Below are 1,036 nucleotides of genomic sequence, written 5' to 3'. Positions count from 1 at the left end.
AAGGCTGAACCGGCGCGCCGGCTCGAAAGGACTGACAAGACATGAAGACTGTTCTCAAGGGGATTGTTGCCGCGCTCGGTATCGTCGTCGGTGCGACGGCGGCGGCAGGCGCGGCGGAATATCCGCTGATCAAGCCGGTCGAACAGAACTGGAGCTTCGCAGGCCCGTTCGGCACCTATGACCGGGGCGAGTTGCAGCGCGGCCTCAAGGTCTATCGCGAAGGCTGCGCGGCCTGCCACGGAATGGAGCGCGTCGCGTTCCGCACGCTCGAAGACCTCGGCTATTCGGAGGCGCAGGTTCGCGCGCTCGCCGGCGAGTACGAGATCGAGGACGGACCGGACGCCAATGGCGACATGTTCATGCGGACCGCGATCCCGTCCGATTATTTCCCGAGCCCGTTTCCCAATGCGGAAGCGGCCGCGGCCTCGAACAACGGCGCGGCGCCGCCGGACCTGTCGCTGATCGCCAAGGCGCGCGCGGTGGAGCGGGGCTTTCCGCTCTTCGTCTTCGACATCTTCACCCAATATGCCGAGAGCGGCCCGGACTATATCTACAACCTCCTGGTCGGGTATGAAGAGGCGCCGGAGGGCTACGAGCAGCAGCCCGGCACCTATTACAACCCGCATTTCATCGCCGGAACGTCGCTGTCGATGGCGCCCCCGCTTCAGGAGGGCCTGATCAGCTACGACGACGGGACGCCCGAGACCGTCGAGCAATATGCCCATGACGTGACCGCGTTCCTGATGTGGGCCGCAGAGCCGCATATGGAGGATCGCAAGCGCATGGGCTTCGTGGTCATGCTGTTCCTGATCGGCTTTGCGGTGCTGGTGTATCTGACCAAGCGCAAGATCTGGTCGAACGTCGCGCACTGACGTTCGCGATGGTTTTCAAGGGGCGCCTGCGGGCGCCCTTTTTTCGTGGCCGCGCGCGGCTTCCTTTCGCCGCCGCCTTCTTCTACCAATAGCGCACATCCATCGCGGGGCAGCCATGCACACGACCCTTCACGACACGCTCGTCTCGGCGATCCGCAACATTC

At 64.2% G+C, this 1,036-nt stretch carries 1 protein-coding gene; it reads left to right on the top strand.

Annotation, left to right across the window (positions count from 1 at the left end):
* The first annotated feature begins 41 nt into the window (after positions 1 to 41).
* Entirely contained in the window at positions 42 to 872 is an 831-nt protein-coding gene (locus PZ895_RS16495; RefSeq protein ID WP_275837383.1) for a cytochrome c1, read from the top strand.
* The last annotated feature ends 164 nt before the right edge of the window (positions 873 to 1,036 follow it).

The organism is Mesorhizobium sp. YIM 152430 (assembly GCF_029210365.1).
Classification (GTDB): domain Bacteria; phylum Pseudomonadota; class Alphaproteobacteria; order Rhizobiales; family Rhizobiaceae; genus Aliihoeflea.
Note: the sequence above shows the minus strand (reverse complement) of the source record. Positions and strands in the feature narration are given on the sequence as shown.